This window comes from Mesorhizobium sp. M0571 (assembly GCF_040320985.1).
GTDB lineage: Bacteria > Pseudomonadota > Alphaproteobacteria > Rhizobiales > Rhizobiaceae > Mesorhizobium.
In genome coordinates, this window is the sequence record NZ_JAMYQT010000019.1 from 104,884 (window position 1) to 130,097 (window position 25,214).

Below are 25,214 nucleotides of genomic sequence, written 5' to 3' on the forward strand. Positions count from 1 at the left end.
GATGGTCCGGACGATCAAGATTCGAAGTGGAGAACTATCCGCTGAAATCGTCCCGTCGCTTGGGGCAGGTCTTGCGAGACTGGACTATGGGCGCGTGCCGCTCTTCAGGCCATGGCCAAACGGCGGGAGCAGCAACCCCTTCGACCTTGCCTGCAACCTGCTTTTGCCGTGGTCAAATCGCATCTCCGGCGGCGGGTTCTTATTCGACTCCAAATTCCACGAACTGCCTTCCAACGTCGCAGGCGAGCCATTTCCGATTCACGGCAATGGATTTTCGAGCGAGTGGGACGTCGACAGTCTGACGCAGGACAGAGCGAAGCTGTCGCTCATCAGCAACGGACCCGGCCCATATCGATATCGCGCCGAGGTGAGCTACGCGCTGGCCGGACAGGGGCTCGACCTGAAGTTTCGCATCGTCAATCAGGCGCCGGTCAGGCTGCCGTTCGGGCTTGGCATCCATCCGTGGTTCCCAAGAACAGCGTTGACCACGCTTCACGCCGCGGCCTCGCAGGTTTGCCTCGAACGGCCCAACCATCTCCCTGAAAAATTTGTCGATGTCAAAACCCGTCCCGACCGGGATTTCGGCGCCCCGGCCGCCTTGCCGAGCGGATGGATAAACAATGTGTTCGCTGGCTGGGACGGCGTCGCTACCATCTCTTGGCCAGAGCACAATTGCGGCCTCACGATCAAAGCGTCCTCGCCCTTAAATTTTTACCTGGTCTATTCGCCATCGGATGAGAGCGATTTCTTCTGTTTTGAACCGGTCAGTCATGCTGTCGATGCTCACAATCGTGGTTCGATCGACAAATGGAATGGACTGTCGGTGCTTGGGCCTGGCGAGAGCCTGGCGGCCCGTTGCAGCTTCGCCGTCAGTTAGGCGGACCTCTGCGGCGCCCTCGAGTTGGCGTATGTCGGTGTCGGCCAGCATGTCCGGGGAGAACGAAGCCGGCCTTTCGTCCAAACGGAGCTTGGGAAGAGGGACCTCAGCGACCGGGAACGCATGAGCCCGTTCGACGTTTGCCGGATGTCGCTGCGCAGTTCGTCTGCTTGACGGTCCGGTACGGGCCTACTCCGAATGTACCTGGCAGGATTGGATCAATGACAGATGTTGACCCAAAGGAATTCATGCTCGCAGGCATCGTCATGAAGCGACTGGTCTCCGGCGAACAGACGGGAGGCTTGTTGAGTCTCTTCGAAAACAGAAGCGACGGGCAGACGAAAACGCCAATCCATGTTCATGCGAATGACGACGAGACGGTCTACGTCATCGAAGGGCAGTTGACTGCAATTGTGGACGGTGTGGTCCGAACGCTCTCGCCCGGCGAGAGCATGTTTTTGAAGCGGGGCATCCCGCACCAGCTTATGAATCCCGGCAATCAGCTCGTTCGCTATATCCTGATAAACACGCCAAGTGTGTTCGAGCAGTTTCTCGCCGAAGGTGGCCATGAACTCGGCAAGGGAGAGGTGGTCGGGCCGCCGACGCCTGCCGATATCGAGCGACTCAAAGCGGCGGCGCCGAAGTTTGGGATTACGCTTCTGAGAGACTGGCCGGCAAGAGAGTAGATGACTTCGTGATAGCGGCTCGGATCGCCGCTAAAGCCGGCCCTTGCCCGAGGAACCGTTTTGGCTAGCCGTCGGCAATCCAATCCGAGAGGCTGCGGGCAAAACTTCGCGGCACGATGAGTTCACACGCGGTCTCGCCGGTGCGCAGGAAGACCACGGACACGTGATGGAAGGATGTCAGCACGGCGCGGCCCGGAGCGGCGGCCGGCGCGTGCCAGTCGACGGTAACGCAGCCGGACAGAAGCCTTGCGATGTCAGGGCCGGTCATTTTCAAACGAACGCGACCTTCGCCGAGGGGAACCGAGCAGCCGAGATCGGGGTCGACGGCAAGCGCAGGCGCTTGCGTGCCTTCGTCGAGAGCCAGCCAGAGGCGGCGAGGTGCAACGCGGATGATTAGAAGGCCTTTGTGACGAACCGTCTCTCCGACCGAGGCTGGAAGCTTCGTGCCGAGCGATGCCGAGACGCTCTTTTCGAATTGCGTCAGTGTCCCGTCCCAGCCCTCGACCTGGATGAGCGGGCAATCGGCCACGGACAGGCTGAAATCCCGCGAAGACATCGAGCTAGCCATGCAGCCGTTCTCCCTGCGGATCGAGGAACACCGGCGAGACGATGCGAGCGCGAACCGTTTCATCATCCTTCATCGGGTAGACCGCCACGACCTCGCTTCCTTCTGCCGCGACATCACCGGCAAGCAGGGCCAGCCCGACATAATGGCCGCGTTCGGGGCTGAAACTGACGGAGGTGACGCGACCGCGCCCATGGCCATAGGGTTTCTCATCCGGCAGGAACAGGATGGCGCCGCCGCGCAGGCGTTTTCCGTCCTCAATGCATTCCAGTCCGACCAGGCGCTGTCGGTTGGGAGCCTGGAGGGCAGGGCGCCGTCGCAGGACGTCGCCGACGAAGCCGCTGCGTTTGCCGGCCATGCGACCGAGGCCGAGATCGTCGAGCGTCGTGCGCCCATCGATCTCCGGTCCGGCGACATGGCCCTTTTCGACGCGTAGCGCGCCAAGCGCCTCGACGCCGTAAGGCTTCAGGTCGAACGCTCTGCCGGCTTCGAGCAGGCGGCTCCAGAGCTGTTCGCCGGCAGTTGCGCCGACATAGATTTCGTAGGCGCGCTCGCCGGAATAACTGAGACGCAGGATGCGGAGCGCACGGCCCTCCCATTCGCTTTCGAGTAGCCCCATGTGCGGAAGCGCCTCGTCGGAAACGTCGAGAGCGGGAAACGCTGCACTCAGGACTGCGCGGCTGTTAGGCCCGGCAACCGACATCGCCGCCCATTCATCGCTGACCGAGGTGACGGCCACGCGCAAATCCGGCCAGGCCGTGTCGAGCAGGAATTCGAGTCGCGACAGCACATCGGCGGCCTTGGCCGTCGAGGTGGTCATGAAGAACCGGTTTTCCGCCAGCCGCGTCGTGGTGCCGTCGTCGAAGACGATGCCGTCGTCGCGCAGCATGACGCCGTAGCGGGCGCGGCCGACGGGCAGTTTGGCAAAGCCGTTGGCGTAGATGCGATCGAGAAAAATCGCCGCATCCGGACCCTGGACGTCGATCTTGCCGAGGGTGGAGATGTCCATCAGGCCCGCGGCCTGACGCACATTCCGCATTTCGGCGACATAGGCGTCGTTCACGTCGCGCCCCGACTGCGGGTAGAAATAGGGCCGCATCCAGAGACCGACCTCGAGCATCTCGGCGCCGTTCGCCATGTGCCAGTCGTGCATCGGTGTGCGGCGGATCGGCTTGAAATGATGGCCGGTCGCGCGTCCGGCAAGCGCGCCGATTGCCACCGGCGTATAGGGCGGGCGAAAGGTCGTGACGCCGGTCTTGGGGATTGTTGCGCGGCGCAGGGTTGCCATCGCGGCAAGTGCGGCAAAATTGCTGGTCTTGCCCTGATCGGTGCCCATGCCGAGCGTGGTGTAGCGCTTCAGGTGCTCGACCGATTCATAGCCCTCACGATGGGCGAGCTCGATATCTTCGGTCGTCACGTCCATCTGGAAATCGACGAAGGCCTTTCCACGTCCAACGGAAGGGATTTCGCGAAGTGAAATCGTGGCGGTCTCGTCCAGGTCGAGTTTCGACGGAGCGGGCACCGATGCCGACTTGCCGCAGGACGATGCGGCCTCGGTACCGGCGCGATGACCGTCCTCGATGGCATCGCCAGTCGCATAGGTTCCCATCATCGCGCCGGCGCCGAACCGGCCGGCCGGAAACGAACCCGGCACGAAGCCGTCGATGTCGTCGCGGTAGGCGGGCTTGCTCCCCAGGTGCGAGGTGAGATGCACGGTTGGCGACCAGCCGCCGGACACGCAGACCAGGTCGCAGGCGGCCTCGGATTGGCCGTCCGGCCCGTTGAGCGTTACACGTCTGACAGCATGGCCGCCGTTAAGGTCGACGATGCGCGTTGCGGCCCGCACCACCACGCCGAGCCATGCGGCTTCTGCGGCAAGTGCTGCGGGCGGGACGGGGCGCAGATCGGCAACCGTCACCTCCGCGCCGGCTGCGGCATAGTCGAAGGCGGTGCGCCAGGCACCGTCATTGGTGGTGGCGACGATGATTTTCTTGCCCGGCAGGACGGCGAAGCGATTGAGATAGGTCCGGGCGGCCGAGGCAAGCATGACGCCGGGCCGATCATTGTTCGAGAACACCATCGGCCGCTCGATGGCGCCGGTGGCGAAAACGATCGAGCGGGCGCGCAGCATGGTGACCGTTTGCCGTGTCTCGCCATTCGGCTGCGGATCGGTTGGATCGCGCTGTTCGACCAGTCCAAGGACATTGCCGTCATAGCTGCCGAAAGCGGCCGTCCGCTTCATCAGCGCGGCGGTTTCGAAGCCCTCCAACTCGGCCTCGGCCTGCTTCAGCCATGAGGCCGCTGCGCTGTCGGACGGTTCCGCCAGAAGCTGGCCGCCAAGCAGGAAATCCTGCTCGATCAGCGCGACCCGCGCGCCGGCCGCGGCGGCTGCCCGCGCCGCCGACAATCCCGCCGGGCCGCCGCCGACGATGGCGACGTCGGCGAAGGCATGACGAACCTCGTAGCGGTCGGGATCAGCGTCGGTGCCGGCCCTGCCCAGGCCGGCCGCCTTGCGGATGAAATGTTCGTAGAACATCCAGGCGCGGCGCGTTGGGCCCATGAAGGTCTTGTAGTAGAAGCCGGCGGACAGAAACGGTGCCAACAGCCCGTTGACGCTTTGCACGTCGAAGGCAAGCGATGGCCAGCGGTTCTGACTCTCCACGACCATGCCGTCGGCGAGTTCCAGTGTGGTCGCCGGCAGGTTCGGCTCGCGCCTGCCGGCGCTCCCGAGCGTAACCAGCGCATTCGGCTCTTCGGGCCCGGCGGAAAAAATGCCGCGCGGGCGATGATATTTGAAGCTGCGCCCGACCAGCGTGACACCATTGGCGAGCAGCGCGGAGGCAAGCGTGTCGCCGCGATATCCAGCCAGCTTGCGGCCGTCGAAGGTAAACTCGACCGGCTGCTCGCGGTCGATACGGCCACCCATCGACAGCCGCTTGTGGTTCGAACTCATGCCGGGGATTTCCTGAGAGTTGATTTCCTGGCCCGCAATTTTCTGGCGAAGTCGACGGCTGCGATGGCATGGTTGCGGGTGTCGCGTTCGACCACCAGCCATTGCCGGCAACCGGTCACGTGCTGCCAGAATTCACGGTGCGGGCCGGCCGGGTTTGTCCTGATATAGACGTAGCGGTGCCAGGCCTCCGGATCGGGATCGTCATGGGCCGGACGCTTGACCGAGGCATCGCCGCCATAGCGGAACTCGTCATGGTCGCGCGGGCCGCAGCAGGGGCATTCGATGCGCAGCATTTTGTCCCGCCTCCTATTGCAGCCAGGCGGAAGGGCCGACACCGGCCTCATCGAGCGTGTGGCCGGTGCGGAAACGATCGAGCCCGTAGGCTGCGATCAAGGGATGCGGCTTGCCGGTGGCGATCGTGTGGGCGAAGCACCAGCCGGAAGCCGGCGTCGCCTTGAAGCCGCCATAGCACCAGCCGCCGTTGAGATAGAGACCCTCGATCGGCGTCGGGCAGATGATCGGGCTGGCATCGGGGGTCATGTCCATGACGCCGCCCCAATGGCGCAGCAGACGGACACGCGAAATGCATGGCATCAGCGCAATCGCTGCCTCCGCCACTTCGCGCACGACGCCGAGATTGCCGCGCTGGGCATAGGAATTGTAGCCGTCGAGATTGCCGCCGAAGACCAATCCGCCCTTGTCGGACTGGCTGACGTAGAAATGGTCGGCGCCATAGGCGACGACGTGATCTACCAGCGGCTTCAGCGGCTCGGTGACGAAAGCTTGCAGCACATGGCTTTCGATCGGCAGTTCCAGGCCGGCCTTGGTGCCGAGCACGGACGTATGGCCGGCAACAGCAAGGCCGATCTTGCCGGCGCCGATCCGGCCTTTCGTCGTTTCGACGCCGACGATCCTGTCGCCGTTGCGGACGAAGCCTGTCACCTCGCAGTTCTGGATGATGTCGACGCCATGGCCGTCGGCGGCGCGGGCATACCCCCACGCCACGGCGTCGTGGCGCGCCGTGCCGGCGCGGCCCTGGAAGATGGCGCCATGGATCGGGAAGCGGGCGGTATCGGAAAAATCGAGATAGGGCACCAGCCGGCGCACCTCTTCGCGGTCAAGGATATCGGCATCGATGCCGTTCAGCCGCATGACGTTGGCGCGGTGGCTGAAGCCGTCGAGCTGATCGGCCGAATGCGCCGTGACGAGCTGGCCGCGCTGCGAGAATATGACGTTGAAGTTCAGCGCCCGCGACATGTCCTCCCAGAGCTTCATCGAGAATTCGTAGAACTGGGTGTTGCCGTCGAGCAGGTAGTTGGACCGGATGACGGTGGTGTTGCGGCCGACATTGCCGCCGCCGACATAGCCCTTTTCGAGCACCGCGACGTTGCGGATGTCGTGGTTCTCCGCGAGGTAGAAGGCGGTGGCGAGGCCGTGTCCGCCGCCGCCGATGACGATCACGTCATAGGACGATTTTGGCTCCGCTGCCCGCCAGGCGCGCTGCCAATTCTTCTGGCCGGACAGCGCGTTGCGTAAAATCGAAAATGCCGAGTAGCGCGCCATGTGTGCAGGCCTATCGAACGATCGGGCCGGCCGGCGTGCGGGTAAGCACTTCGGCGCCCGCATCGGTCAACAGCACCGTGTTGGAGACGAAGTCATTGCCGCGACGAGTGCCCATCAGCCACGACAGGATGTGGAAGCTCATCCCGGTTTCGATCTCGAGGTCGGAATCGTGTCGCAAGCCGGTCACCGAATTGCCGCCGGTCCATGACGGCGGCTGGCCGACTCCGACAAGGTAACCGCAGTGATGGCGGCGATAGTGGGAAAGACCGGCCTCGTCGGCGACGGCCTGCCAGGCGGCGTAGACATCGCGCGCCTTGGCGCCCGGCCGCAGCGCCTCGACGACGGCGTTGAACGCCTTGGCGGTCACCTCCGCCATTGTGGCGTCTTCGTCGCTGATGTGGCCGATGCGAACGAGCCGGCCGAGCGGGGCGTGGTAGCGCGAGATGCACCCGGACAATTCAACGAAGACCGGCTCGCCCTTGCGATAGATCCCGTCGCCCCAGGTCGTGTGCTCTTCACCCAGGCGCGCGGCCGGGCGGATGAACGGTCCGAAGCCCGGCGCATGACCGCCGGCGCGGATCATTGCCGCAACACATTGGGCGGCAACCTCCTGTTCGGAAGCGCCATCCGAGATCGCGGCGATCGCGGCACCGGCGGCGGCGTCCGTCACCTTTGCGGCCCGCCGCATCAGCGCCTGTTCCTCGGCGCTCTTCACCCGCCGCATCTTGTCGATCAGACCGGAGACATCGCTCCACTTGGCATCGGCTTGCATCTGGAGTGCCACGGCAAGTCCATGGCTGAAGCCCGCCGTCCAGTATTCTAGGCCGATCCGCTTGCCGGACAGGCCGAGCTCTGCGAGCACCCGCGCGGCAAGATCGGCCGCCGTTTCGCTATCGGAGTGGCCACGGAATTCCGCTGCCTTCACCTGCTTCTCGATTGTCACCTTTTCCATCGAACGGGTGACCAGAACAGGTCTTCCCTGAAGCGGAACGATCAGCAGGTGAGGGGCAAAATACCCCCAGTGATCGAGCCCTGTGAGATAGAAGACGTTCTCCGGCGAGGCAAAGACCGCCGCGTCGAGTTCGCGCTCAACCAGTGCCGTACGGACCTTGGCAAGGCGGCCGGCGATTTCGGCTTCGGAAAACGGATTGCGGTCCATCGGTCGTCCTTGTGCTTGTTGCCGGCTTGGTGGCGGGCATGGTCTTTCAGCAGTCCGGTTTCCCGGCCGCCATGTCAGTCGATGACGATGAGTTCGCGCGCCACGTCGCAGAGGCGTTCGCCGCCGCGATCCGTGACGATGAAGGATTCCGAGATGGCGATGCCGAAATCGTCGAGCCAAACGCCGGCCATGAAATGGAAGCACATCCCGGACTGCATCTCGGTGGTGTCGCCGGGACGAAGGCTTGCGGTGCGTTCACCCCAATCGGGCGGGTAGGCGAGCCCGACCGGATAGCCGACGCGGCTTTCCTTCTTCAGCCCGTTCCTCCGCAAGACTGCCTGCCAGGCGGCTTCCACCTCTTCGGCCGTGTTGCTGGGGCGCGCCTTCTCGAGGCCAGCGTCGACGCCCTCGACGATCGCCTTGGCCATGTCGAGGATGGCTTGCGGCGGCTTGCCAAAATGTACCGTCCGGGTCAGCGCCGCATGATAGCGGCGGCGCACGCCGGCGATCTCCAGAATGGCGAGGCCGCTGTCCGGCAGCGGCGCGTCGGACCACGTCAGATGTGGCGTGCTGGTGCCCTCGCCAACGGGCATCAGCGGACAGATCGCGGCATAGTCGCCACCCGCTCCGGGCACGCCCATGATCTGTGCGTGATAGATTTCCGCAATGACATGGTTCTGAGGCACGCCAGGCCGCATTTTCCCGATGGCGCGGTTCATGGCATGCGTGCAGATCGCACCCGCCTCGCGGATCAGCACCAGCTCGGCTTCCGATTTGACCAGCCGCGCCCAGTTGACGAGATCGTGGTTGTTGGCGAAGTGCGCGTCGGGCAGCCCCTGGACGAGATGGGCGTGGCAGCGCGCGGTGTAATAGTGCGCGTCCATCTCGACGCCGATGCGGGCCTTTCCCCAGCCACGCGACCGGATCAGTTGGCCGAGCTCGTCATAAGGGTGTTCGACGGGCTGCTGCACCAGCCGCTCCGAGAACGGCACGATATTTTCGTCCGGCAGGCCAGTGGTTAGGCGTGCGCTCCTGGCGTCCTGCGCCCTGCCGAACCAGATCGGCCGATCCCCCTCCAGATGGACGAGCACGCACTGCGGAACGTAGAACGACCATCCGTCATAGCCGGTCAGCCAGCACATGTTGGCGGGATCCTGGCAGACGATGAGGTCGAAGCCGGCCTTTTGCATGCGTGTCTTCACGCCGGCCAGGCGCTGCCCATACTCCGCTTGCGTGAATGTCCCGAAACCGTTCGCGGTCGCCACCGAAATCCTGCCTTCTGGGTACGCTGTTTGCCTTTTGCAAATAGGCATCAGCCTAAATTGTGCACAACTCGACGACCAATTTATTGGTTAACTACGAATTATCGTCGAATTTCCATGGTTTTTATATCTCTGCTTGCGAAATGTCTAGGGCAGTTGTATACGTCTTATCAAGCAGGCGCCGACCTCGAAGAAGGCCGCGCCCTGGGAGCCATCCACAGTTGTTCAATGGGAGAAAAGCATGCTCAAATCATCGATATCGCGCCGTATGGTCGTGAAAGCGGCTGCCTGCATCGCGCTCGCCGCGACGTCATTGACGTCGCTGTCCGCCCACGCCGAGACCACCCTCGAACGGGCCAAGAAGGACGGCTATATACGTATTGGCTTCGCCAACGAGGCACCGTTCGGCTACGCCACGCCCGACGGCAAGCTGACCGGCGAGGCGCCGGAAGTCGCCAAGGCCGTGCTCGCCAAAATGGGCATTCCGCAGGTCGACGGCGTGCTGACCGAATTCGGCTCGCTCATTCCGGGTCTCAAGGCCGGCCGTTTCGACATTATCGCTGCGGGCATGTTCATCACTCCGAAGCGCTGCGCCGAGATCAACTACTCCGAGCCTTCCTACGGCATCGGCGAGGCTATGTTGGTGGCAAAAGGCAACCCGAAAGGCGTGAAGGACTTTTCCAGCATCAAGGACAATCCGGATCTCAAGCTCGCCGTGATGGCGGGCGCCGTCGAAGGCGGCTTCGCCAAGGACGCGGGCGTTGCCGATGGGCAGATCGTCTCCTTGCCTGACCAGTCCAGCCTGGTCGCCGCCGTCCAGTCGGGCCGCGCCGACGCTGCCGCGCTGACCGCCCTTTCGATCGCCGACATGGCCAAGAAAGCCGACGGTGTCGAATCGACCAAGCCGTTCGGCGAGGTTGCCGGCAAGTCGGTGAAAGGCCATGGTGGCTTCGGCTTCCGTAAGGAAGATACCGACCTGCAGGAGGCCTTCAACGCCGAACTGAAGAAGTTCCTCGGTTCGCCGGAGCATATCGCGCTGGTCGAGCCACTCGGCTTCGGCAAGGATTATCTCCCCAACAAGACCACCGCAGAGCTCTGCGCAGGCAAATAGGTTCCCAACTGCTGGCGGCGCGAAAGCGCCGCCCTTTTTTCCCGGGGCAATCACATGGGAATCCGTACGCTTGTCATCCTGCTGGTTGTCGCGCTTGGCGTGATCGCCGCCTTGGCAACGCAGGAAGCCTATAGTCTGTTTCTACCGGGGCTGCTGCAAGGCGCGGTCCTGACGATCGAAATCGCCATCCTCGGCAGCCTGCTGGCAATTGTCATGGGCGTGCTGGCGGCGCTGGCGCGGATGTACGGCCCGGCGCCGCTTAGATGGGTGGCCACGATCTATGTCGAGATCTTCCGCGGAACGTCGGCGCTGGTGCAGCTGTTCTGGCTGTTCTTCGTGCTCCCGCAATTCGGCGTCACGATCAACGCCTTCGTGGTGGCTGTCCTGGCGCTCGGCCTGAATGTCGGCGCCTACGGATCTGAGTGCGTGCGCGGCGCGATCCAGTCCGTCGCCCGCGGGCAGTGGGAAGCGTGCACGGCATTGAACATGAGCCGCCCGCAGATGCTGCGCCGAATCATCCTGCCGCAGGCCTTTGTCGCCATGATCCCACCCTGGGGCAATCTGTTCATCGAGCTTCTGAAATCGACAGCGCTTGTCTCGCTGATCACGCTCTCGGACCTGGCGTTCAAGGCTCAGCAAATGAACCAGAACACGTTCAAGACCATTCCGATCTTCACCCTCGTCCTTTTGATGTACCTGGCGATGTCGCTGGTTGTGACCATCGGCATGCGGCTTCTCGAAAGGCGAGCTTCGCTTGGACTGGCGCGGGGGAAGGCGGCATGATCTGGGATTGGGGATTTGCCCTGGAAATCCTGCCGGTGCTCGCCCGCGCCGCCATCGTTTCCATCGAAGCGACGCTGATCGGCTTTGTGCTTGCCGCCTCACTTGGCCTGGTACTGGCGGTCGTCCGCATCGCCGTGCCATGGACCAGCTGGACGATTTCGGTGATGGTCGAGCTGATCCGCTCGACCCCGCTGCTCATCCAGATATTCTTTCTCTATTTCGTCTTTCCAAAATTCGGTGTCGTGCTCGACGCTTTCACCGCCGGAGTGCTCGCCATCGGCATCCACTACGCCGCCTATTGCTCCGAGGTCTATCGCGCCGGTTTCGACAACATCCATCGCGGCCAGTGGGAAGCCTCGATCGCGCTTAATCTGTCGTCCTGGACGACGTTCCGCGACATCATCATCCCGCAGGCGATCCCGCCGATCATTCCGGCGCTCGGCAACTATCTGGTGGCGTTGTTCAAGGAGACGCCGTTGCTTTCCGCAATCGCCGTGATGGAACTGATGCAGACCGCCAAGATCATCGGCTCCGAAACCTTCCGCTACACCGAGCCGATCACGCTGGTCGGCCTGTTTTTCCTAGCCATGAGCCTGGTTTCGGCAGCGCTCATCCGCTCGCTCGAAGGGCTGCTCAACCGGAGGACCATGCGATGACGGAACAACCGATGGTACGCTTCGACAATGTATCGAAACGCTACGGCACGTTAACCGTTCTCGATGGGCTCAATCTCGAAATAGCACGCGGCGAAAAAGTCTCGGTCATCGGTCCGTCGGGTTCGGGCAAGACGACGGTGCTGCGCATGTTGATGACGCTGGAGACGATCAATGACGGCGTCATCTGGGTCGAAGGCGAGCCGCTGACCCATATGGAGAGGAACGGCAAGCTTGTTCCCGCCGATCTCGCCCACATCCGCAAGATCCGCGCCAAGATCGGCATGGTGTTCCAGTCGTTCAACCTGTTTCCGCATATGACGGCGATGCAGAACTGCATCGAGGCGCCGATAACGGTGCTCGGCATGAAGCGGGCGGACGCCGAGGCGAGGGCGGCCGAGCTCCTGGAACTGGTCGGCCTGGCCCAGAAGAAGGACCACTATCCATCACAGCTTTCTGGCGGCCAACAGCAGCGCGTCGCCATCGCCAGGGCGCTGGCCATGCGGCCCAAGATCATGCTGTTCGACGAGGTGACCTCGGCGCTCGACCCGGAGCTTGTCGGCGAAGTGCTGCAGGTGATAAGGCAGATCGGGCGCGAGCATGATCTCACCATGCTGATGGTCACCCACCAGATGGGCTTCGCCAAAGAGTTTTCCGACCGTGTTTGCTTCTTCTATCAAGGCAAGATCTGCGAGCAGGGACCGCCAAGCGAACTGTTTGGTGCTCCCAAGAACGAGCGGACACGGCAGTTCCTGCACGCTGTCCTGGAGGCTGGGTGACGATCGAGACAGAGGCCAAGCCGCCCACGACGGTGACCGCCGCGCCGCCGCGCCCGCTCTCGGCGCGGGAACGGTTCGAGCGCATCTACCGGATATTGCGCGACCGCATCTGCCTGCTCGACTATGCGCCGGGAAGCCGTCTGTCCGAGGAAGAACTTGCCCAGGAATTCGAGATCAGCCGCACGCCGGTCCGGCGTGTCCTGGCGCGCCTCGAATCCGAGGGTCTGGTTCAATCCGTCCACGGCGTCGGCACGATCGTCACCGACGTCGACATCGAGGAATTGCAACAGGTCTATCATCTGCGCCTGGAGCTGGCGCTCCTCGTCGGCAAGCTTTCGCCGATCCCGCGCACGGCGGACGACCTCGACCGGATACGGGCGCTCATCGCGCGCTGCGATTCCGATATACTCAATCCCGACCAGCGCGCTTTCCTGCGCCTCAACATGGATTTTTTCTACGAACTCACGGCGATGACCGGCAACCAGCCGCTGCGCGAGATCAGTGAGCGCCTGTATTTTCAAGTCGCGCGCGTCGTCCTGAAGCTGATGCCGCAATTGGGCCTTGTCGAGGAATTCACCGCGTTCCGCCGCGAGATGGAAGAGGTTCTTGCCGCCGCCGAGATCGGCGACTGGGAGTCCATCGGGCACATAAGGCGGGCGCATATCTCGATGAGCTTCCGCCGCATGATGCGCCATGCAGGCGAGGCGAATGGTTTGCATGGAGACACATGATCGGCCCTCAAGATTGTGCTGGTCGCCAGGCGTCGACCTGGCTTCGACGCAGCGAAACGGCCGACCACGCGCCTCGGCTGCCCGGCCCTAGCGCGACGGGAACGATCGGCTGCGGCCCGATACCGCAGGCCTCGCCTTCAGAAGGGGCCCTCACTCGGTATGTTGGCCGGATTCCAGACTACCTCCCATAGGTGTCCGTTCGGGTCGCGGAAATATCCGGCATATCCGCCAAAGAACGTGTCCCGAGCAGGCTTGATGATCTCGGCTCCAGCGCGGGCGGTCTCATCCATCACTTGATCGACTTCTTCGCGGCGCACAACGTTGTGGCCGATTGTGAACGAGGTCGAGCTGATCGGCGTCTTGGGCAGGCCGGTGTCGTAGGCGAGGTCGTCCTGAGCCCAGATCGCGAGCTTCAACCTGCCGGACAGCGTGAAGAACGCGACGGCGCCATGCTCGAACTCGCGGCCGATGATCCCTTCCGTCGGCAAGCCGAGACCGTCGCGGTAGAACGCGAGAAACTCTCGAGATTGGCGACAGCGATAGTCAAAACCGAAATGCGCGGTTTCATAGCAGTCTCCTCTGGTTGTCGGAAACACCAGAATAAAGTCGGGCCACGGTGAAGACTTGAACAAAACGGCCAATCGAAGAACGCCACCAAATCGAAGAACGCCGATAGTAGACGCGCTGTCGCCGCGCGATTTGATGGCGGATCGGGGCAGCGTCCGTGGTTTCATCCGTCTTGCAGCAGACGATGAATCTGTCGAGGGGTGCTTCCCGTTAGGCGTCGGCTCTCGCGGACAAGATGCGCCTGGTCGCAATAGCCCGCCTCGGCTGCCAGGATGGCCGTAGCGCTGTTCGATTGGCCCGAAAGCCGCAGAAAGCGCTGATAGCGGAGGATACGGTCAAGCGTCTTCGGGCCATAGCCGAAGCTCTCGTCGAAGCGCCGGCGCAACGTCCTTTCGCTCATCTCAAGCGCGCGCATCAACCAAGGGACGAGAGGCGCGTCGGCCGGCGGCCCGCGCTCGATCAAGCGATAGGCCGCTTGCATGGGAACGTCAGTCTCGTGGCAAGCCATCTCCGCGGCGACGATCTGTTCGAGCGAGCAGGCCAGATCTTCGAGCCTGTCGCTAATACGCACGCGGCTGGCGAGGCGCCGAGCCCGCGCTCCCCACAAATCGTCGAGCGACAGCCTCTGACCGACCAGCTCGATTTGCGGCACGCCGAGCCATGCCGCCGCCGTGGCAGGATGAAAGCGGAAACCAATCACGACCTCGTCTGCCGCCAGAATCTCGGTCTGCGGCTCCTTGTCGGGGCCGGCAACTCGGAAGCTGCCTCCGATCCATTGCAGATCGATCGTCGCGTCGGGCATCACAACGATTGGTGGTGCGCTCGGCGGGTCCATTCGATGCACCCACACCGAAGCAAAGCTGCCGCCAAGCCGCGCCGGCGCTACGCGTTCATGAAATGAACCCGTTGCCTGCGCTGGGACGGGATCGTTCATCTCGCTCCTCTTCGGATTGCCGACGGTGAACTTACAACGCAGCGACAATGTCCCGGCCCTCGCTCGAGACAACAAATCTGCACGACCGACAACTCTGCCGATCGAGAACGGTTGCAAGAACCGGTTGTTTTCTTCCGGCCGGAAGGAAGAGGGCAGGTGAATAATCATGTCAGATGCATCGCCATCGGCAGCGCCGCGTGCAGCTCATACGTCGATGGCCGTTTTGTTCAATCCGGCAAGCGATGGGCGTGCTTAGCTTTCGGCGTCGTACATCACACCGAGAGGTATGCATCATGGGTAACACCAACGACCAACGGATCGACTACGTCGAATTCAACGTGAAAGACACTCAGCGGTCACGCGACTTCTACGGAAAAGCTTTCGGCTGGACCTTCACTGACTACGGCCCGGACTATTGCGAGTTCAACGATGGCCGCTTGTCAGGCGGCTTTGCGGCAGGGCCAGCGAAGTCGGGAGGAGGCCCACTCGTCATTCTCTATGCTGATGATCTGCCGGGAACGGTCAAGCGTGTCGAGCAAGCGGGAGGCAAGATCGTCAGGCCGATCTATGGGTTCCCCGGCGGCCGGCGCTTCCATTTCGCGGACCCGGATGGTTACGAGCTTGCGGTTTACACCGAAGACGGCAGCAAGGAATGATCGCGTTCTTCCATCACCTTGGGTTGGTTTTGCTCGGCGGCGTCTTTATCTGGGCGGGCGCCGGGCATTTCCTTAGATTTCGGGCGATTGCAGCGTCCCTGGCCGAACGAGGCTTTCCCGCTCCCAAGCCTCTCCTCGCCGCCGGATCGGTGCTGGAGATCGGAGCTGGCTTTTGTCTCGCAACGGACGTTGGTGACCCCTATCCCGCCGCAGCTTTGGCCGTATTCACCATCGCAGCGTCTTTCATGGCGCTTAACTTCTGGCGCTACAGCGGCGACGAACGGGAAACCCTTCGTACCGGCTTCACCATCAATGTTGCCGTCTTGGGCGGATTGATCGTCGCCGCGACCAGTAGCCTGTGACGTCGTTTCGGGGCGGCGGCTTCGTCTTCATCTGCCATCAGCCGCTCGTTGGCGATCCGGTGTCTTTGCAGCATTCGCCTATCGCTGCCAGAAGGGCAGCTTGGCGATCTCTTCGTCGGCCTGTCGTCTCGTCAGACCGATATCGTCGATCAGATGGGGATTGGTCTCCGCCAATCGCTTGAGGTCCCAGCGAAAGCGTGTCGGCTCGCGCCAGGCCGCGATAATGCTTCGCAGCGTCGCCAGGCTGTAGCGCCGACGCGACGCTTCCGCCGGCCGCGCTGCCTGAAGCGGGGCCGAGGCAAAGGTGGGAATATCGTTCATGGCAACCTCCATATGGTTTGAGGGTCCGGGGGCCCCTCGACCTGAAAGAGGATGAATTCTGCAGGATACGAACAGCGTCGTAATTAAGCTCTCCCAAATAGTTCTCAAAACTTCCAAACGGGCTATAGATGCGCCGTATGCAGGGATCGCGCTTTGCCTTTGGTCCGTTCGTGCTTGATCCGGGTGCGGGAACGCTCCTTCGGAACGACGTCCCTGTTGCCGTCAGCTACCGCGGGCTAAAGCTGCTTGCGGCACTCGTCGGACGGCCCGGCGAAATCCTGAGCAAGGCTGAGTTGATGGACGCGGCGTGGCCGGGCACAGCCGTCGAGGAAGGCAACCTAACCGTCCAGATCGCGCTGCTGCGGAAGCTGCTTGGCCCGGCCGCCGACGGCGGTGAATGGATCGCCACGGTTCCGCGCGTCGGCTACCGCTTCACGGGGGTCATCGAACAGCTCGGCGGCGCGAAGCGAAAACCTTTGCCGCTGCCCAGCAAACCATCGATAGCCGTGCTGCCCTTCGTTAATGTCAGCAACGATCCCGAGCAGGAATCCTTCGCGGATGGGTTGACCGAAGACCTGATCACCGACCTGTCCAGGATCTCCGGCCTGTTCGTCATCGCACGCAACTCGGCCTTTGCCTACAAAGGAAAGGCGATGGACGTGCGCGGGATCGCACAGGACCTTGGCGTCCGCTACCTGCTGGAGGGTAGTGCACGGCGCGCCGCGGGGCACGTGCGCATCAACGCACAGCTGGTCGACGCAGTGAGTGGCGATCATCTATGGGCGGAACGCTTCGATCGCAGCCTGGAAGATATCTTTGCCGTTCAGGACGAGGTCACCGGCAAGATCGTCGAGGCGTTACTCGGCCGGCTGCGTGCACCGCCGCCGCGCAATCGGCCCAAAAATCTCGAGGCTTACGATCTCTGCGTGCGGGCGCGCAAGCTGATGGATGATTCGCCGCAGACGGCGCAGGAAGCGCATCTGATGCTCACCCGCGCGGTTTCGCTCGATCCGGAATATGCCGAGGCCTATCGCTGGCTTGCCATGAACCACTGGATGGGATGGGTGCATTCCGGCGGACCAACCGAAACATCGCGTAGCGTTGCTTTGGAACTGGCGCGCAAAGCTGTGGCGATCGACCCTAACGATGCCGGCTGCCGCTGGGTTTTGGCTTACCTGCTTGCATATGAGCGCAGCTTCGCCGAGGCGGATGCGGAATTCGCCAAGGCAATCGAGCTCGACCCGAACGAGGCCGATGCCTGGGCGGCATTATCCGACATCGCGGTCTTGGCCGGACGGGTCGATGAGGGCCTTGAGCACATTCGCAAGGCGTTCCGGCTGAACCCGTTTCCGGCTAGTTGGTACTATCTGACGCTCGGCCAGGCGCAATATGCGGCCGGCGAATACGAAGCCGCTGTCGAGACACTGCGCAGGGACGAGACTTATCGTACTAGCTCACGCCGTTTCCTGGCGGCAAGCCTTGCCCAACTGGGGCGGCTCGACGAGGCGCGCGCAGAGGTCGAACTGTTCCTCGTCGGCAACCCGCATTTCACAACCCGCCACTGGGCCACGACGGAGCCATTCCGCGACGCTGCGACGCTTGAGCATTTCGTTGATGGCTTCCGCAGGGCCGGTCTTCCAGAGTGACGCAACGGCGCCTTCGCACCGGGCGTGCGACCTATTCCTCAAAGCGACCCGTGGTGTCACGATCGCGCTCGTATCGTCTGGTCAGCGGAAACGGCGGCAACCAGGACTCGCGACGGACGATCCAGCTTTCGTAGGTTGGCATCAGTTGGTCAGGCGCATCCAGCGATCCCAGGCTCACTTCGATTTCGTCGGCGGTGCGTGCGAAAATGGACGAGCCGCAGCGGGGGCAGAAAAACCGCCCGGCGTAGTCGCGTGTTTCGCCGTCGATCGTCACCGCATCCTCAGGAAATATCGCGGAAGCGTGAAAAAGGGCGCCATGATGCTTGCGGCAGTCGAGACAGTGACAAAGGCCGACCCGGTATGGGCGCCCCGACGCCACAATTCGGACGTTGCCGCACAGGCAACCGCCGGTGAATCGGTCCATGCTGCGTCTCCTCCAATATCAAGCGGTCGGAATGGTTACAACGACCGGCACTGTCATTGCAATTGCCCGCCGCGGGCCGCCTCGCTATGCCTTGCGCGAGCTTGCCGCCGAAAATACGCTTCGGTTTGTCACGACGACGAACGGAGTTATATGGAACGAAACGACGCGTTCCATTGAGCAGTCAGCTCGGCAGCCGAGGCGATGTTGATGCCACAGTCGGCGAATATGCGTGCGACAGTCGCTACCAGTTCGGCGTTGGACGAAGCTATGCTGCCGTCCGGAAGGAAAAGATTGTTTTCGAACCCGACCCGGACATGACCGCCGAGCAGCGCCGCGGCGGTCACACACGCCGCTTCGTTGCGGCCGAAGGCGCAGACGCTCCAATGATCGAAGCGCGGCATGTTCGCCGCGAGGAATGGCAGGAGATCGGCAGGAACGGACATCTGTCCCGGCGTGTAGCGGCCCAGCACGTAGAGAACCGGTATGCTTGCCCAGGGGATCAGTCCGCGCTGCTGCATATCCGAAAGCCTGACAGCCTCCTCGGGCGAATAGAGGATGATCTGCGGCGCCACACGCTCCTTATGCAGCCAGGCCATGAAGCGCGCGAAGGCGAGTTCCGATCCGGCATCCGGAACGATTTCGCGAAGCGCCAGGGAGACCGCTTCTGGCTTCACATCTCGTATGACGGCCATCTGTTGGGCTGGCGAATAGATACCGAGCGCTTCGGAGGTGATCTGAATTAGCAGCCGGTCGCCGGCAGCACCGCGGATGGCGGCAATCGCCTGGCGGTAGGCGTCGGCGTCGAGCAGATGGTTGCCGCTTCTGTCGCGGACATGGACATGGATCATCGCCGCACCGACGTCGGCGCATTCCGCGGCCGTCCGCGCAAGTTCGGCCGGTGTCAGCGGAATCGCCGGATGGTCGGCCTTGCTGCGACGCCCTCCGTTCGGCGCGACGGCTATGGCGATGCGGTCGAGACCAGGGGCCGGCTTCATGGAGACGTTTTTCGGGCGAATACGAGTCATATGAATCAATCTTTGACCATACTGAAACAGACGTTGCAATCGCCGGTCTGGCGGGCTAGCAATATCCATGGACCAGGGAGAGCTTGCTGGACAGATCGTCAATGCCTTCGACGGCATGTCGGCGCAGCTTCGGTCCGCCGCCCGCTACATCCTCGACAAGCCGCATGACGTCGCGCTGTTGTCCATGCGCGAGCAGGGCCCGGCACGCCGGAGTGCAGCCGGCGACGATGACGCGGCTGGCCCAGCATCTCGGCCTTGATGGCTACGAGACCGTGCGCGACATCTACGCCGCCGCAATCCGGGGCGGCGAGATCGGTTTCGCCGGCAAGGCGGGCCTCCAGGTGGCCAGCCAGAAGCTCAAGGGCGACCATGCCCTGGCGGCCGACATCTTGGATTCAATTTCCGGCCAGCTTGCCCACCTCGCCGAAAGCAGGTCGATCGACCGTCTGGTCGACACGGCCAGAGCGCTGACTGCGGCAAGGCGCGTCTATTGCCTTGGCCTGCGCTCGAGCCACGCGATGGCCTGGCATCTGCATTACATCCTGTCGCTGATCGGCGAGAAATCGGTGCTGTTGCACGGCATCGGGGAACCGACGGCGACGCCCTCGGTCACGCGACCACGGACGACGTGCTGATCGCCGCCAGCGTCCTGCCCTACACGCGCTTCACCATCGAGCTTGTCGAGTTCGCTGCCGGCCGCGGCGTGCCGATCATTGCGATCACCGACAGTGAAGTGGCGCCCCTGGCGCAGCTTGCCGATCACCTGGTCATCGTGCCGACAGGCAGTCCGTCCTTTTTCCACACCATGACGCCGGCCTTCATCGTCGCGGAGGTCCTTGGCGCTCTTGTTGCCGGCCAGGCAGGCGAGGGCGCCGTTGAGTCGCTGCGACGCTTCGATGAGCAGGGCGCTGCCCTCAGGACCCACCTGAACCAGCGTCCGCCGAAGACAACGCCTGTGAGAGACCGCCGATGACACACATCCTCCATCGAACCATCCACTCGAGGCTGCCGGTCGCCGTTCGCGGCCATGGCATTGAACTGTTCGACGCAGAGGGCAAGTCCTACATCGACGCGTCGGGCGGCGCCGCCGTGTCCTGTCTCGGCCACGGCCATCCCGACGTGATTGCCGCGCTGCACGCCCAGCTTGACCGCATCGCCTACGCCCACACCAGCTTCTTCACCACCGAGGTGGCGGAACGCTTGGCGGATCGGCTGGTCGAGGACGCGCCGAGAGGGCTGGATCATGTGTATTTGGTCAGCGGCGGCTCGGAAGCGATCGAGGCCGCGCTCAAGATGGCCAGGCAATATTTTGTCGAGAAAGGCGAGCCGCAACGGCGCCATCTCATCGCACGCCGGCAGAGCTATCACGGCAATACGCTCGGCGCTCTCGCCACCGGCGGCAATGAATGGCGACGCGCCCAGTTCAGGCCGTTGCTGATCGAGACCCATCACATCGACCCCTGTTACGCCTATCGCTATCAAAAGTATGGCGAAAGCGACGAAGCCTACGCGGCGCGCGCCGCCCAGCAGCTCGAAGACAAGATCCTCGAACTCGGCGCGGACGAGGTCATCGCCTTCGTCGCCGAGCCGGTGGTGGGTGCCACGCTCGGCGCCGTGCCGCCGGTCGCCGATTACTTCAAACGCATTCGCGCGATCTGCGACCGCTACGGCGTGCTGCTCATCCTCGATGAGGTGATGTGCGGCATGGGCCGTACCGGCACGCTGCATGCGTGCGAGCAGGACGGCATCGCTCCCGACCTGCTGACCATCGCCAAGGGGCTCGGCGGTGGCTACCAGCCGATTGGCGCGGTGCTGCTCGGCCGGCATATCTTCGACGCCTTTGCCCAAGGCTCGGGCTTCTTCCAGCATGGACATACCTATATGGGGCATCCCATGGCGGCGGCGGCCGGCCTTGCCGTGCAGGAGGTCATCCGGCGCGACCGTCTGCTCGACAACGTCAGCGCAATGGGCGCGCAGTTGGACGAACGTCTGCGCCAGCGCTTCGATAATCACCATCACGTCGGCGACATTCGTGGGCGGGGTTTGTTTCGAGGAATCGAACTGGTGGTTGATCGCGCCACCAAGGAGCCGTTCGACCGGAAGCTTGAACTCAACGCCCGCATCAAGCGCGAAGCAATGGCCCGCGGCCTGATGATTTATCCGATGGGCGGGACGATTGACGGTGTGCGGGGCGTTCATGTGCTTGTTGCGCCGCCCTTCATCATTTCCCAACAGGATATTGATCGGATCGTCGAACGGCTCGGTGAGGCGATCGATGCTGCGATCGCTTCAGTAGTCTGACCTGCGCGACGCGGACCGCCTCAAACCAGTTCCAACGTCATCGGCGACGGGCCGGGACAACCACCAGAGAGGTAGCAACCATGTATAGTTCAATGAAAACCCTGATCGGCGCGGCGGCCTGCATGCTGCTGGCGCTGCCGTCCGTCGCCGCCGAGCAGCGCTTCGTCACGGTCGGCACCGGCGGGGTCACCGGCGTCTACTACGCTGTCGGCGGCGCTATTTGCCGACTGATGAACAAGGACCGGCAGAAAACCGGCATCCGATGCTCGACGGAGTCGACCGGCGGTTCCGTCTTCAACGTCAACTCCATCCAGACCGGCGACCTCGATTTCGGCCTGACCCAATCGGACGTCCAGTACCAGGCCTATGACGGGACCGGAAATTTCGACGGCAAGCCGTTCAAGGATCTGCGGGCCGTATTCTCCGTCCATCCCGAGCCGTTTACCGTGCTGGCGCGGCCCGATGCCGGCGTCGCCAAATTCGAGGACTTCAAAGGCAAACGCTTCAACGTCGGCAATCCCGGGTCAGGCACCCGCTCGTCGATGGAGGAGTTGCTTAAGCAGATGGGCTGGAGGCTCGGCGATTTCTCGCTTGCCGCAGAGCTGAAGGCGGACGAGCAGGGCAGCGCGCTATGCGACAATAAGATCGACGGTTTCTTCTACGGCGTCGGTCATCCGTCCGCCGCGATCCAGGATCCGACCACGGCCTGCGGTGCCAAACTCGTCCCGCTGACCGGTCCGGCAGTGGACGCGCTGTTAGCAGCTCATCCCTACTATTCAGTCGCCACCATCAAGGGCGGCATGTACGCCAACAACCCAGACGACGTGAAGACATTCGGCGTCCGCGCTACCGTCGTGGCGAACGCCAGCACGCCCGATGAGGTGGTTTACGAGCTGGTGAAGTCGGTCTTCGAAAATTTCGACGATTTCAAGAAGCTGCATCCGGCCTTCGCCAATCTCGACCCCAAGGAGATGATCAAGACCGGTCTGTCGGCGCCAATGCATCCGGGCGCGGAGCGCTACTACAAGGAAAAGGGCTGGCTCTGAGGCCTCCAATGCGAGGCGCCCGCGGGCGCCTCGCATTGCAAATGATTGTGGGGAACGATGACAGATCAAAGCCAGCAGGCGGGAGCGCCTGACCAACCCGCCATCGACATTGACAAGCTCAACGAGATCGTCGCCGAGGCCGACACCGGTGGGCGCAAGCCAACCGGCCTCACCGCGAAGCTGATCCTCGGTGTGTCGCTGGCATGGTCGCTGTTCCAGCTCTGGTATGCCTCGCCCCTTCCGTTCATGCTCAATTTCGGTGTCGTCAGCGACGGCATCGCCCGCTCCATCCACCTGGCCTTCGCCCTGTTTCTGGCGATGCTGACGTTTCCGGCCTTCAAGACCTCGTCGCGCATCCGGGTGCCGCTGCCCGACTGGGTGCTAGGCATCGCCGGGGCGGCGTCCGCCCTCTATCTGTTGGTCTTCTACAGCGATATCGCCCATCGGCCGGGTCTTCCCACTACGGCTGACCTGGTTGTCTCGATCGCCGGCGTCCTCATCCTGCTCGAGGCCGCGCGTCGCGCGGTTGGGCCTGCCATCACCGTCATCGCGGCGATCATGCTGATCTATATCTTCGCCGGGCCTCACCTTCCTGGCCTGCTCGGCCACAAGGGCGCGACGTTATCGCGCGCGGCCTCGCAGATGTGGCTGACGTCGGAGGGGGTCTTCGGTGTTGCCCTCGGTGTGTCCACCAATGTCGTCTTCATGTTCGTTCTGTTCGGAACATTGCTGGAACGCGCCGGAGCCGGTGGCTTTTTCATCCAGCTTGCCTTCTCGCTGCTCGGAAAATACCGCGGCGGTCCGGCCAAGGCCGGTGTCGTGGCCTCTGGTCTGACCGGCATGATTTCCGGCTCTTCGATCGCCAATGTCGTGACCACCGGAACCTTCACCATCCCGCTGATGCGGCGGGTCGGATATTCTGCGGTGAAAGCCGGCGCCATCGAATGCGCGGCCGGCGTCAACGGTCAATTGATGCCTCCGGTGATGGGCGCGGCCGCGTTCCTGATCGCGGAATATGTCGGCATCTCCTATGCCGAGGTGGTCAAGCACGCCTTCTATCCCGCGCTGCTGACCTACGGTTCGTTGTTCTACATCGTCGATATCGAGGCGATGAAGATGGGACTGAAGGGCCTGCCGTCACGCAGCACACACTCCGCATTTCAGGGTGCGCTGCGCGGGCTGATGGGCGTATGCGGCTTCATTGTCCTGGCCGGCCTGGTCTACTATGGCATTGGCTGGACCAAAGTGGTGTTCGGCGCCGCTGCGACCTGGATGATCAGTGCCGCGCTGGTCGCCGTCTATATCGGCCTTGTCGCCCACCGGGCGCGCCATCCCGACCTGCCGCTCGAGGATCTGGAAGGTGAGATCCTCAGAATTCCGCACTTCGGCGAGACGGCGCGCACCGGCCTGCATTTTCTGCTGCCGGTGATCCTGCTGATCTGGTGCCTGATGGTGGAGGAACTGTCGCCCGGCCTCTCGGCATTCTGGGGCGTTGTTGCCCTGATGGCGCTGATCGTCACGCAGCGGCCGCTTACCGCCTTTTTCCGCAAGGACCGGGCACTGGCACCGCATTGGCTTCACGGTCTCGACGATCTGGTCGGTGGCCTGTCCGCCGCCGCGCGCAACATGACCACGGTCGGCATCGCCACTGCGACGGCCGGCATCATCGTCGGCACGGTCCTGCTCACCGGCATCGGGCTGGTGATGACCGAACTGGTCGAATTCATCTCGGGCGGCAGCTTCATCGTCATGCTTCTATTCACTGCGGTGATCTGCATCATTCTCGGCATGGGCATGCCGACAACCGCGAGCTATGTCGTCGTCGCCACCTTGATGGCGCCGGTCATCGTCGATTTGGCGGCGCAGAACGATCTTGCCGTGCCGCTGGTCGCCGTCCACATGTTCGTGTTCTATTTCGGGTTGATGGCGGATGTGACGCCGCCAGTGGGGCTGGCGGCTTATGCTGCGGCGGCGATTTCCGGCGCCGACCCTGTGAAGACCGGAATTCAGGGTTTCAAATACGAGATCCGTACCGGTCTCTTGCCGTTCATCTTCATCTTCAACACCGGACTGCTGATGATCGATCTCGAAGGTCCCTTCGACTTCGTCGCGATGGTGGTGACGTCCACACTGGCCATGGTCTCGTTTGTAGCGGCGACGCAGAACTGGATGCTCGTGCGCAACCGCTGGTACGAGACGATTGCGTTGCTTGTGGCCTGTTTCATCTTGTTCAGGCCGGGATTGTTGCTCGATCAGGTGAGCGAACCCTATCGGGCAGTACCTGCCTCCGAACTCGGCCGTATCGTCGACGAGACAGCCGAGGGAGGCGCAGTTCGCTTGCGCCTGACGACACTGAACCTCAACGGCGATGAGATATCGAAGCTGGTACGGCTGCAGCTCGGGCCCGCAAATTCGTCGACCGAACGCCTGAAGGCTGCGGGCCTGGACGTCAGTGCGCTTGGCGACAGCGTGACGGTCGGCGTGGTGCGACTGGGCAGCCAGGCGGCCAAATTCGGCCTGCAGCCCGGCGACGAAATCAACCAGGTGCTAGTCCCTGCGGAACGGCCGTCGCGCTATTGGTTCGCCATTCCGGCTCTGCTGTTGCTCGGTCTCGTCGTCTGGGTTCAGAAGCGGCGAAGGCGGACAGTTGGTCTGTAAGCGTCCTATGAGCGGAAGACGTCTTGCATCAAGGCGCACCAGTAGACGCGATGAATGCGCGCATGACGGCAAAGGCGCGGGCGGGATCATCGACATAGACCGGATGCCCGCACGCCTCCAAGCGTTCGAACTGAACTTGACTGGATGCCAGG

General features: G+C 62.9%; 24 protein-coding genes and 1 pseudogene. 14 read left to right on the forward strand and 11 right to left on the reverse strand.

The features are described from left to right. The first annotated feature begins 1 nt into the window (after position 1). Both NKI85_RS22285 and NKI85_RS22290 read left to right on the forward strand, forming a co-directional pair. Entirely contained in the window at positions 2 to 877 is an 876-nt protein-coding gene (locus NKI85_RS22285) for an aldose 1-epimerase (RefSeq protein WP_352777911.1), read from the forward strand. A 221-nt stretch (positions 878 to 1,098) separates the two neighbouring features. Next, the gene (locus NKI85_RS22290) at positions 1,099 to 1,563 is read left to right on the forward strand and encodes a cupin domain-containing protein (protein WP_352527031.1); all 465 of its coding nucleotides are present in this window, start codon (positions 1,099 to 1,101) and stop codon (positions 1,561 to 1,563) included. Positions 1,564 to 1,627: 64 nt separating this feature from the next. Here the strand turns inward: NKI85_RS22290 and NKI85_RS22295 are convergent, their stop codons facing one another. The 6 genes from NKI85_RS22295 to NKI85_RS22320 form a co-directional block, all read right to left on the reverse strand. Next, entirely contained in the window at positions 1,628 to 2,131 is a 504-nt protein-coding gene (locus NKI85_RS22295) for a sarcosine oxidase subunit gamma family protein (RefSeq protein ID WP_352527032.1), read from the reverse strand. Next, positions 2,124 to 5,081, reverse strand: coding sequence for a sarcosine oxidase subunit alpha family protein (locus NKI85_RS22300; RefSeq protein ID WP_352527033.1), 2,958 nt, complete (start codon positions 5,079 to 5,081; stop codon positions 2,124 to 2,126). Before NKI85_RS22300 ends, NKI85_RS22295 begins: the two co-directional genes overlap by 8 nt. After that, a complete protein-coding gene (locus NKI85_RS22305) occupies positions 5,078 to 5,374 on the reverse strand; it encodes a sarcosine oxidase subunit delta (RefSeq protein ID WP_502896134.1) in 297 nt (98 codons plus the stop codon). Before NKI85_RS22305 ends, NKI85_RS22300 begins: the two co-directional genes overlap by 4 nt. Positions 5,375 to 5,387: 13 nt before the next feature. After that, complete coding sequence (locus NKI85_RS22310; RefSeq protein ID WP_352777914.1) at positions 5,388 to 6,644, reverse strand: sarcosine oxidase subunit beta family protein; 1,257 nt, start codon at positions 6,642 to 6,644, stop codon at positions 5,388 to 5,390. 10 nt (positions 6,645 to 6,654) lie between these two features. Then, positions 6,655 to 7,803 (reverse strand): M24 family metallopeptidase, encoded by a 1,149-nt coding sequence (locus NKI85_RS22315; protein WP_352527035.1) that lies wholly within the window; start codon positions 7,801 to 7,803, stop codon positions 6,655 to 6,657. Between the two features lie 74 nt (positions 7,804 to 7,877). Next, positions 7,878 to 9,074, reverse strand: coding sequence for a M24 family metallopeptidase (locus NKI85_RS22320; protein WP_502900683.1), 1,197 nt, complete (start codon positions 9,072 to 9,074; stop codon positions 7,878 to 7,880). A gap of 232 nt (positions 9,075 to 9,306) precedes the next feature. Here NKI85_RS22320 and ehuB point away from each other — a divergent pair, with 232 nt between their 5' ends. From ehuB to NKI85_RS22345, 5 genes are read left to right on the forward strand one after another with little or no spacing between them, the layout of a single operon-like run. Further along, on the forward strand, positions 9,307 to 10,176 hold the full coding sequence (gene ehuB, locus NKI85_RS22325; RefSeq protein ID WP_352527037.1) for an ectoine/hydroxyectoine ABC transporter substrate-binding protein EhuB: 870 nt from the start codon (positions 9,307 to 9,309) through the stop codon (positions 10,174 to 10,176). A 54-nt stretch (positions 10,177 to 10,230) separates the two neighbouring features. Continuing rightward, a complete protein-coding gene (ehuC, locus tag NKI85_RS22330; RefSeq protein WP_352527038.1) occupies positions 10,231 to 10,959 on the forward strand; it encodes an ectoine/hydroxyectoine ABC transporter permease subunit EhuC in 729 nt (242 codons plus the stop codon). Further along, entirely contained in the window at positions 10,956 to 11,615 is a 660-nt protein-coding gene (gene ehuD / locus NKI85_RS22335) for an ectoine/hydroxyectoine ABC transporter permease subunit EhuD (protein WP_352527039.1), read from the forward strand. Before ehuC ends, ehuD begins: the two co-directional genes overlap by 4 nt. Beyond that, on the forward strand, positions 11,612 to 12,391 hold the full coding sequence (ehuA, locus tag NKI85_RS22340; protein ID WP_023717024.1) for an ectoine/hydroxyectoine ABC transporter ATP-binding protein EhuA: 780 nt from the start codon (positions 11,612 to 11,614) through the stop codon (positions 12,389 to 12,391). Before ehuD ends, ehuA begins: the two co-directional genes overlap by 4 nt. Continuing rightward, positions 12,388 to 13,122, forward strand: a complete 735-nt coding sequence (locus NKI85_RS22345; RefSeq protein WP_352777920.1) for a GntR family transcriptional regulator — start codon at positions 12,388 to 12,390, stop codon at positions 13,120 to 13,122. The genes ehuA and NKI85_RS22345 overlap by 4 nt, the downstream gene beginning before the upstream one ends. Before the next feature lie 137 nt (positions 13,123 to 13,259). On the opposite strand, the gene NKI85_RS22350 is transcribed toward NKI85_RS22345, so the two are convergent. Beyond that, the gene (locus tag NKI85_RS22350) at positions 13,260 to 13,763 is read right to left on the reverse strand and encodes a VOC family protein (protein WP_352527041.1); all 504 of its coding nucleotides are present in this window, start codon (positions 13,761 to 13,763) and stop codon (positions 13,260 to 13,262) included. A gap of 89 nt (positions 13,764 to 13,852) precedes the next feature. Next, positions 13,853 to 14,623, reverse strand: a complete 771-nt coding sequence (locus tag NKI85_RS22355; RefSeq protein WP_352527042.1) for an AraC family transcriptional regulator — start codon at positions 14,621 to 14,623, stop codon at positions 13,853 to 13,855. Between the two features lie 290 nt (positions 14,624 to 14,913). Here NKI85_RS22355 and NKI85_RS22360 point away from each other — a divergent pair, with 290 nt between their 5' ends. After that, complete coding sequence (locus NKI85_RS22360) at positions 14,914 to 15,279, forward strand: VOC family protein (RefSeq protein WP_502896137.1); 366 nt, start codon at positions 14,914 to 14,916, stop codon at positions 15,277 to 15,279. Then, positions 15,276 to 15,641, forward strand: a complete 366-nt coding sequence (locus NKI85_RS22365) for a DoxX family protein (protein ID WP_352527044.1) — start codon at positions 15,276 to 15,278, stop codon at positions 15,639 to 15,641. Before NKI85_RS22360 ends, NKI85_RS22365 begins: the two co-directional genes overlap by 4 nt. 78 nt (positions 15,642 to 15,719) lie before the next feature. On the opposite strand, the gene NKI85_RS22370 is transcribed toward NKI85_RS22365, so the two are convergent. Further along, complete coding sequence (locus NKI85_RS22370; RefSeq protein WP_352527045.1) at positions 15,720 to 15,962, reverse strand: DUF1127 domain-containing protein; 243 nt, start codon at positions 15,960 to 15,962, stop codon at positions 15,720 to 15,722. A 137-nt stretch (positions 15,963 to 16,099) separates the two neighbouring features. Here NKI85_RS22370 and NKI85_RS22375 point away from each other — a divergent pair, with 137 nt between their 5' ends. After that, on the forward strand, positions 16,100 to 17,608 hold the full coding sequence (locus tag NKI85_RS22375; RefSeq protein WP_352777923.1) for a winged helix-turn-helix domain-containing tetratricopeptide repeat protein: 1,509 nt from the start codon (positions 16,100 to 16,102) through the stop codon (positions 17,606 to 17,608). Positions 17,609 to 17,639: 31 nt separating this feature from the next. Here NKI85_RS22375 and NKI85_RS22380 read toward each other — a convergent pair whose 3' ends face one another. Together NKI85_RS22380 and NKI85_RS22385 are read right to left on the reverse strand one after the other, a co-directional pair. Beyond that, positions 17,640 to 18,032, reverse strand: coding sequence for a GFA family protein (locus NKI85_RS22380; protein ID WP_352527046.1), 393 nt, complete (start codon positions 18,030 to 18,032; stop codon positions 17,640 to 17,642). 146 nt (positions 18,033 to 18,178) lie between these two features. After that, entirely contained in the window at positions 18,179 to 19,027 is an 849-nt protein-coding gene (locus NKI85_RS22385) for a beta-keto acid cleavage family enzyme (protein ID WP_352527047.1), read from the reverse strand. Positions 19,028 to 19,124: 97 nt separating this feature from the next. On the opposite strand from NKI85_RS22385, the pseudogene NKI85_RS22390 reads away from it, so the two are divergent. The 4 genes and pseudogenes from NKI85_RS22390 to NKI85_RS22405 all read left to right on the forward strand — a co-directional run bounded on the left by NKI85_RS22390 (position 19,125) and on the right by NKI85_RS22405 (position 25,062). Next, a pseudogene (locus tag NKI85_RS22390) lies at positions 19,125 to 20,030 on the forward strand (MurR/RpiR family transcriptional regulator). Further along, complete coding sequence (locus tag NKI85_RS22395) at positions 20,027 to 21,358, forward strand: aspartate aminotransferase family protein (RefSeq protein WP_352527048.1); 1,332 nt, start codon at positions 20,027 to 20,029, stop codon at positions 21,356 to 21,358. Before NKI85_RS22390 ends, NKI85_RS22395 begins: the two are co-directional and overlap by 4 nt. Before the next feature lie 92 nt (positions 21,359 to 21,450). After that, complete coding sequence (locus tag NKI85_RS22400; RefSeq protein WP_352527075.1) at positions 21,451 to 22,404, forward strand: TAXI family TRAP transporter solute-binding subunit; 954 nt, start codon at positions 21,451 to 21,453, stop codon at positions 22,402 to 22,404. Between the two features lie 57 nt (positions 22,405 to 22,461). Next, positions 22,462 to 25,062: a TRAP transporter permease gene (locus NKI85_RS22405; protein ID WP_352777924.1), complete on the forward strand. Its 2,601-nt coding sequence runs from the start codon at positions 22,462 to 22,464 to the stop codon at positions 25,060 to 25,062. Positions 25,063 to 25,214 lie beyond the last annotated feature (152 nt).